The 7,519-nt window shown below is 44.7% G+C and carries 6 protein-coding genes; 5 read left to right on the top strand and 1 reads right to left on the bottom strand.

Features of this window, described 5'->3' with window-relative positions:
• The first annotated feature begins 8 nt into the window (after nt 1-8).
• The 4 genes from B4G81_RS12770 to B4G81_RS12755 all read left to right on the top strand — a co-directional run bounded on the left by B4G81_RS12770 (nt 9) and on the right by B4G81_RS12755 (nt 4,711).
• Complete coding sequence (locus B4G81_RS12770; RefSeq protein ID WP_294083317.1) at nt 9-869, top strand: electron transfer flavoprotein subunit beta/FixA family protein; 861 nt, start codon at nt 9-11, stop codon at nt 867-869.
• Nucleotides 870-885: 16 nt separating this feature from the next.
• Complete coding sequence (locus B4G81_RS12765; RefSeq protein WP_294083108.1) at nt 886-1,911, top strand: electron transfer flavoprotein subunit alpha/FixB family protein; 1,026 nt, start codon at nt 886-888, stop codon at nt 1,909-1,911.
• An 18-nt stretch (nt 1,912-1,929) separates the two neighbouring features.
• A complete protein-coding gene (locus tag B4G81_RS12760; protein ID WP_294083106.1) occupies nt 1,930-3,648 on the top strand; it encodes an acyl-CoA dehydrogenase family protein in 1,719 nt (572 codons plus the stop codon).
• Between the two features lie 346 nt (nt 3,649-3,994).
• Nucleotides 3,995-4,711 carry a hypothetical protein gene (locus B4G81_RS12755; protein ID WP_294083104.1) on the top strand — a complete coding sequence of 239 codons (717 nt, stop codon included), beginning with the start codon at nt 3,995-3,997 and terminating at the stop codon, nt 4,709-4,711.
• Nucleotides 4,712-4,727: 16 nt separating this feature from the next.
• Here the strand turns inward: B4G81_RS12755 and B4G81_RS12750 are convergent, their stop codons facing one another.
• A complete protein-coding gene (locus tag B4G81_RS12750) occupies nt 4,728-6,602 on the bottom strand; it encodes an AMP-dependent synthetase/ligase (RefSeq protein WP_294083102.1) in 1,875 nt (624 codons plus the stop codon).
• Between the two features lie 317 nt (nt 6,603-6,919).
• Here B4G81_RS12750 and B4G81_RS12745 point away from each other — a divergent pair, with 317 nt between their 5' ends.
• Nucleotides 6,920-7,513 (top strand): RNA polymerase sigma factor, encoded by a 594-nt coding sequence (locus tag B4G81_RS12745; RefSeq protein WP_294083099.1) that lies wholly within the window; start codon nt 6,920-6,922, stop codon nt 7,511-7,513.
• Nucleotides 7,514-7,519 lie beyond the last annotated feature (6 nt).

Genomic DNA, 7,519 nt, shown 5'->3' with positions numbered 1-7,519 from the left:
CATTTAACATTATTGTGTTGGCTAAGCAAGTTCCCGATACGAGAAACGTGGGAAAAGATGCGATGAAGGCTGACGGGACAGTGAACAGAGCGGCCTTGCCCGCCATTTTTAATCCAGAGGATTTGAACGCGATGGAACAGGCATTGGATATCAAGGATCGGTTTCCCGGTTCGAAGATTACCGTGCTGACAATGGGACCCGGTCGTGCAGCTGAGGTTTTACGCGAAGGGTTGTTTCGCGGAGCTGATGATGGAGTACTATTGACCGACAGGGCTTTTGCCGGTGCGGATACCTTGGCTACTTCATATGCCTTGGCTATGGCGATCCGCAAGATAGGGAAGTTCGATATTATTGTCTCCGGACGTCAGGCTATTGACGGTGATACGGCACAAGTCGGGCCTCAGGTGGCTGAAAAGTTGGGAATTCCGCAAATCACCTATGCAGAGAATATTGAAAAGATTAAAAACGGTAAGATAACTGTGAAACGCCGATTGGCAAACGGAGTGGAAGTGGTGGAATGCCCACTCCCGACGCTTATTACCGTGAACGGATCCGCACGCGCATGCCGTCCCCGCAATGCGAAGTTGCTGTTGAAGTACAAACATGCCAAAACGGTGACCGAACGTCAGACAGAAAATATCGATTATATCGATATCTATAACAGCCGCCCCTATCTGAATCTGATAGAGTGGAGTGTAGCTGATGTAGAAGCCGATCCTGTGCAATGCGGACTTTCCGGCTCTCCTACTAAAGTGAAGAAGATAGAGAACGTGGTGTTTCAGGCCAAAGAGAGTCGACACCTCACTGACGACGATGTCGATATCGAAGAATTGATGAAGGAACTGATAGATAATCACACGATTGGATAACATAAGAAGGAACAACATGAACAACTTATTTGTATATTTGGAAATAGAGGATGGGGTAGTAGCCGATGTGAGCCTCGAACTACTCACCAAAGGACGTTCACTTGCCGGTCAGCTAAATTGTAAACTCGAAGCCATTGCCGCTGCTTCTGCCGCCGACCTCGAAAAAATAGAAGAACAGGCATTCCCTTATGGAGTGGATGTGCTGCATATTTTTAAGGACGACCGTTTGTCACCATATACTACACTACCGCATACTTCCATTTTGGCAGAACTTTTCAGGAAAGAACAGCCACAGATATGCCTGATGGGTGCCACCATCATTGGACGCGACTTGGGCCCTCGTGTCTCATCCCTTTTGGGAAGCGGGCTTACCGCCGACTGTACTTCCCTCGAGATAGGGGATCACGAAGACCGGAAAGCAGGAAAGACCTATGAAAATTTGCTTTACCAGATACGGCCCGCATTCGGGGGAAACATCGTGGCTTGGATCATTAATCCCGATTGCCGCCCACAGATGGCTACCGTACGTGAAGGGGTGATGAAGAAAGAGATTTTCGACCCTTATTATAAAGGTAAGACAGTGGAACATAATGTGACTGATTATGTGAAAGAGAAAGATTTTATAGTTTCCATTATCGATCGCCATATCGAAAAATCGAAAGTGAATATCAAAAATTCACCTATCATCGTTTCCGGTGGATATGGTGTGGGATCAAAAGAGAACTTCCAACTGCTTTACCAACTTGCCGATGTCTTGGGTGCCGAAGTAGGTGCTTCACGTGCCGCCGTAGATGCCGGCTTCGCTGAGCATGAACGTCAGGTGGGACAAACAGGGGTTACTGTCCGTCCTAAAGTATATATAGCTTGTGGTATATCGGGACAGATACAACATATCGCCGGTATGCAGGACAGCTCTATCATCATTTCTATCAACAATGATCCAACCGCTCCAATCAACTCAATCGCCGATTATGTGATTACCGGAGAGATCGAGAAGGTGATTCCGAAGATGATCAAGTATTATAAGAAGAATTCGAAATAACAACATACCTAAAACGAAATGGCAAACTTTTATACAGATACACCGCAATTCCGTCATTATCTTCAGCATCCGCTGATGAAACGGATTGTGGAATTGAAAGAGAGGAACTACGCAGACCGTGAGACTTATGATTATGCCCCGATGGATTTTGAGGACGCTATGGACAGCTACGACAAAGTATTGGAAGTGGTGGGTGAGATCTGCGGTGATATTATAGAACCGAATTCAGAAACGGTAGACCAGAGCGGTCCTACCGTGCATGATGGACGTGTGACTTATGCAGCAGCCACGCAGGAGAACCTCGATGCGCTCAATAAGGCGGAACTGATGGGGATGGGACTTGCCCGTAAATATGGCGGCCTCAACTTTCCGATGGTGCCCTATATGATGAGTGCCGATATTGTCAGCCGCGCCGACGCCAGCTTCCAGAATATCTGGATGCTGCAGGACTGTGGTGAGACTATCTATGAATTTGCCGATCCGGCGCAGAGGGATAAATACCTGCCTCGTATCGTGAAAGGTGAAACCATGTCGATGGACCTTACCGAACCCGATGCCGGATCGGATTTGCAGGCGGTGATGCTGAAAGCAAGCTATAACGAAAAGGAGAATCAGTGGTACCTGAATGGCGTGAAGCGATTCATTACCAATGGTGATGCCGATATTCACCTGGTGCTTGCCCGCTCTGAAGAGGGAACCAAGGATGCCCGTGGCTTGTCGATGTTTATCTACGACAAGAAAAGTGGAGGTGTGAATGTACGCCGTATCGAAAATAAGATGGGAATCAAGGGAGCGCCTACTTGCGAACTGGTGTTCAAGAATGCCAAAGCGGAATTGGTCGGGACACGCCGTATGGGGCTCATCAAGTACGTGATGTCGTTGATGAACGGGGCCCGTCTGGGAATCATGGCACAGTCGGTAGGACTTTCTGAAGCGGCTACTCGTGAGGCTTATGACTATGCTTTGGAGCGCCGTCAGTTTGGCAAGGCCATTATCGAGTTCCCTCCGGTGTATGAAATGCTGGCCAATATGCGTGCCAAGACCGATGCGTCACGCGCATTGCTTTATGAAACCTGCCGTTTCGTAGACATGTACAAAACACTGGAAGATATCAGCCGGGAACGTAAACTGACTCCGGAAGAACGGGATGAGATGAAACATTTCTCCCGCTTGGCTGATGCTTTTACTCCCCTTGGTAAGGGAATGAGCAGCGAGTATGCCAATCAAAATGCGTATGATTCTATCCAGGTCCATGGCGGTTCGGGATTTATGAAAGATTACAAGTGCGAGCGGCTCTATCGCGATGCACGCATCACCAATATTTACGAAGGGACTACCCAGTTGCAGGTGGTAGCCGCTATTCGTCACGTCACCACCGGCACTTATCTGCAGCAGATCAAGGAATACGCTGCGATGCCTATAGTCCCCGAACTAGAATCGTTGAAACGTGATCTGGCTAACATGGCGGAGACTTATGAGAAAATGGTGGAAGCGGTTACTTCTGCCAAAGATGTCGATTATCTCGATTTCCATGCGCGCCGCCTCGTGGAGAGTGCCGCCCATATTATTATGGGACATCTTCTCTTGCAGGATGCCAATAGAGACCAGGAACTGTTCCGTCGCAGCGCGGAAGTGTATGTCCATTATGGTGAGATAGAAGTGATGAAGAATTGGAATTTCATATCCAAGTCGCGTATCGAAGATTTGGGTTATTATAAACCGGTTCTTGGCGAGTAGTTACTTGCTTTTTCCGGATATTGATACAGCGGGAGAAACTTAATTTTCCCGCTTTTGCTGTCTAAGATAGCGGCAAAGGATGACCTTTTTTTAGTTAAAGTTAGGTCGCATTGCGCTAATAATCAAAATAATATGGAATTATTTTTTTCTATTAGGTAGAATATGGAGAAGTCTCTTGTAAAAGAGATGATTGTTGAGTGCCAGAATATGGTTAAAGAGATAAAACTGGTGCATCGTTTTAGTTAAAATTTCATCTATATAACTGTATATAGAATGATCGGAGTAAATTTGTAGAATTGACAGGGAAATAAGATTGTCCACTGCGCATATAATAAAAATAAAGATTATGAAGAATAAATTTTTGATTATTATCGCTTTTTCTATCAGTTTGATTGCTTATACAAGCTGCGATGATAATAAAGACGATGGCTCCAGAGGGTTTATGAGCAATGCCACGATTATAGGTGATTCCAAAAGAGGATACGCCTGCTATCTGGATGGCGGCGGTCTGGTGATTTCCTATGATGCAAGATTGGCAAATGTCGAGAGAGGATATTTCAGTTTCAGTTATATGGAGGATGATTGGACGACATCCGTTGACGGCACGCAGTTTATCAATAATGCCCATGTCAATCCATGGACAGTATATGATGTGATTCGTCCCGTTGATAAAGATGAATTTGAAGGCGATCTTATTGCTGATAAAGAAGTACCATCGTTGCTGGGGATGGGATATGGTTATCGGGGTTATTTCAATTTGCATGGAGGTGTTGGCACAGTGAACTTGGTGAATGGAGAAAAGGTTCCTGCTACATTGAATTTGGTGTACGATTCCAATGAACAAACTCCTGATACTCTTAAGTTAAAGCTTTACTGTAATCTGAATATCCCTTCCAATTGGTCAAAGACCACTCCTGATTATAGTGCTGTGTCATGTGATATTTCGGGTCTTGCAACACTTCAATCCTGGAATGATACAGTTACGATTCAGATCAGGACAAGTGATGAAAAAGAACATTATGCCAAAATCAGTAAGGCGGACTTTATGAAGCCGGGAAATTAAAACCTTTCATATTTCATTATAATAGTTTCTTCAATGCTTCCAGATTTTCCGGTGAAATGGCCTGCTTTCCTTCGGGAGTATAGAGTGAATCGATCCTTGGAGCGTATGCTTCATATACCTTGTGCTTCACGATCTTCATGGTGGAGTTCATGAACCCGTTCTGTTCGGAGAAAGGCTCTTCAATCACTGCAAAGGCAGAAGGAATCCAGCGATGAGGAAATAAACCGTCGTGTTTGCCGCCACTCCTATACTCATTAATCTCTTTTTCTATCAGAAGCGCCGCTTGTTCCGGACCGGCATTTATCTTTTTCAATGCTGCCGCATTGGGAACGATCAGCGCGGAGGTATAAGGACTTTGGTTGTTGTACAACACACATTGTTCAATGATGGGAGAGGTGGAGGTAATAGACTCTTCAATCCCTTCGGGTGAGAATTTTTCACCGTCATCACTGATCAGCAACGATTTGGTACGTCCGAGCACATAGAGAAATCCATCTTTATCGATATATCCCATATCACCGGTTCTGAGCCACCCGTTCACAATAGTTTCGGCTGTTGCCTGCGGGTTTTTCCAATATCCCTTCATCACATTTCCTCCACGGACAATAATTTCACCCTTCTCACCAATGGGCAACTCTTGCAAGTTATCATCCACAATTTTGATATCCATATTGGGAACCGGTTTACCTGATGACCCCAGTTTATGCGCATATTGACTGTTTGCCGATATAATGGGTGTGGCTTCCGATAATCCATACCCCTGGTACATCGGGATGCCAATCGCATAAAAAAACCGCTGCAACTCGATATCGAGGAGTGCCCCGCCTCCGATGAAGAATTCCATATTGCCGGCGAATGATTGTCGTATCTTGGCGAAAATCAATTTATCATAAATGGAGAGCATCAAGCGTCCGCGTCCTCCCTTGTTAAATCCTTCTTTGTTATAAGCATAAGCGGTTTTGAGTGCTTGCTTAAATAAAGAAGCAGTGATTTTGCCTTTTTTCTCAATCTCGGCCTCTATACTTTTTCTGAAATTGGAAGCAAGGGCGGGAACACTCATCAATAAATGAGGGTTAATGGCTTTAAGACTTTTAGGTACGTTCCGCAGTATCTCCATGGCGGTCTTTCCCATAGCGACAGAAGCGATGGAAGCCCCGCATTTCATGAAGGTGTATATGCCGGCGGTATGGCCGAAGGAGTGATCCCAGGGTAATATCAGCAACGTGCGGAAATAAGGAGGAATACCATGGAGGATACCCACTGCCTGTTCGGCATTGCATACGTAATTGCCATGGGTGAGCATGATCCCTTTCGGATTGGCGGTCGTACCTGACGTGTAGGATATATTGGCCAGTGAATCGGGTGCCACACCTTTCATTCTCTCTTTTAAAGCGGAAGGATTGGTCTCCATGAATTTTTTTCCGGCTTCAATCACTCCCTCAAATAAAAATTCATCTTTCTCGGGATTATCATCCGGGTCAAGTAATATATAATGCTTTACGGTGGGGAACAGGTTCTTTATCGGACGCAACTTGGCTATTTGCTGGTCGGAGGCCAGTATGGCTACACATTCGGAATGATTGATCCGGAAACTCAAATCCTGCGCGGATTGTAGTTTTACCGACAATGGTACACTGACAGCGTCGGCATGGAGGATACCCAGTTCACCGATTACCCAATTATTTTTTCCTTCTGAAATAAGAGCTACACGGTCGCCCGACTCAATCCCCAATGACAGTAGGCCGGCGGCGAATTGCAGCGTTCGCTCTTCTACTTGCTTGTAGCTTAAAGAGGTGTATTGTGTGCCTTTTCTCGCTTCGTATAAATAAGGGTTTTCACCGTATTTTTCTACAGCTTCTTTCAGCAAATTTAAAATGGTCTTGTTTCCCATATGTGTGTGCTTCTTGACTATAACTGTTTCATAGTCATTTTTATTGATCGCTATTATTAAATATTGTAGAGATGAGTGATAGAATTATCAGCTTATAAAAATACAAATATAGTAACATTTTCGATTTAAATTATTCCATCTTCTATTTGGTAGTTGTATCTTTTTTGCTTTTCTTTGCTTTCATAAATTATTCGTTTGCAAAGTAGGATAATTCAAATTATCTTAATGCAAGCATTTTCAGGAACAAACATTAAAATTATTTGCCTATAAGTCCTCTTTACTCAATTGAACGAACATAACAATTAAGAAGTAAAGTAATGGAAACTTTCTGCATGATGACCGATGAAGAATTGGTCGTTTCGTATGCCGATGGCAATAATTATGCGTTTGATCTGCTCCTCAACCGGCATAAGCAATCTCTTTACACTTATATTTATTACACGGTCCGCGATCAGGGGCTGGCTGAAGACATCTTTCAAGATACCTTCTTCAAGGCCATCACCAATATCAGGCAGGGTGGGTACACTGAGACCGGAAAATTCAAGGCATGGATCATGCGGATTGCCCGTAATTTGATCATCGATTATTTCCGTCAGAGAAAAAACGAGAACACCGTCTCCAATGATGACTACGAGTTCGACCTGTTCAATAATTCTTCCCTGTGTGATGATACCGTGGAGATGAAAATGGTGAAAGCTCAGGTACTCAGCGATGTGAAAAGGCTGATTGATTTTTTACCGGACGAGCAACGTGAAGTGTTACAGATGCGGTATTATGGGGATTTGAGTTTCAAGGAGATCGCGGAAGTCACAGGAGTGAGTATCAATACTGCCCTTGGACGTATGCGTTACGCCATTCTCAACATGCGTAAACTGGCCGTTGACCATAAAATGATCTTGACAATCAATTGATGGGTG

This window comes from Proteiniphilum sp. UBA5384 (assembly GCF_002410825.1).
Lineage (GTDB): Bacteria > Bacteroidota > Bacteroidia > Bacteroidales > Dysgonomonadaceae > Proteiniphilum.
Note: the sequence above shows the minus strand (reverse complement) of the source record. Positions and strands in the feature narration are given on the sequence as shown.

Excerpts from the sequence above, each read along its gene's own strand:
- B4G81_RS12765 (WP_294083108.1), top strand. The coding sequence starts at position 886 with ATGAACAACTTATTTGTATATTTGGAAATAGAGGATGGGGTAGTAGCC.
- B4G81_RS12760 (WP_294083106.1), top strand. The coding sequence starts at position 1,930 with ATGGCAAACTTTTATACAGATACACCGCAATTCCGTCATTATCTTCAG.
- B4G81_RS12755 (WP_294083104.1), top strand. The coding sequence starts at position 3,995 with ATGAAGAATAAATTTTTGATTATTATCGCTTTTTCTATCAGTTTGATT.
- B4G81_RS12750 (WP_294083102.1), bottom strand. The coding sequence starts at position 6,602 with ATGGGAAACAAGACCATTTTAAATTTGCTGAAAGAAGCTGTAGAAAAA.
- B4G81_RS12745 (WP_294083099.1), top strand. The coding sequence starts at position 6,920 with ATGGAAACTTTCTGCATGATGACCGATGAAGAATTGGTCGTTTCGTAT.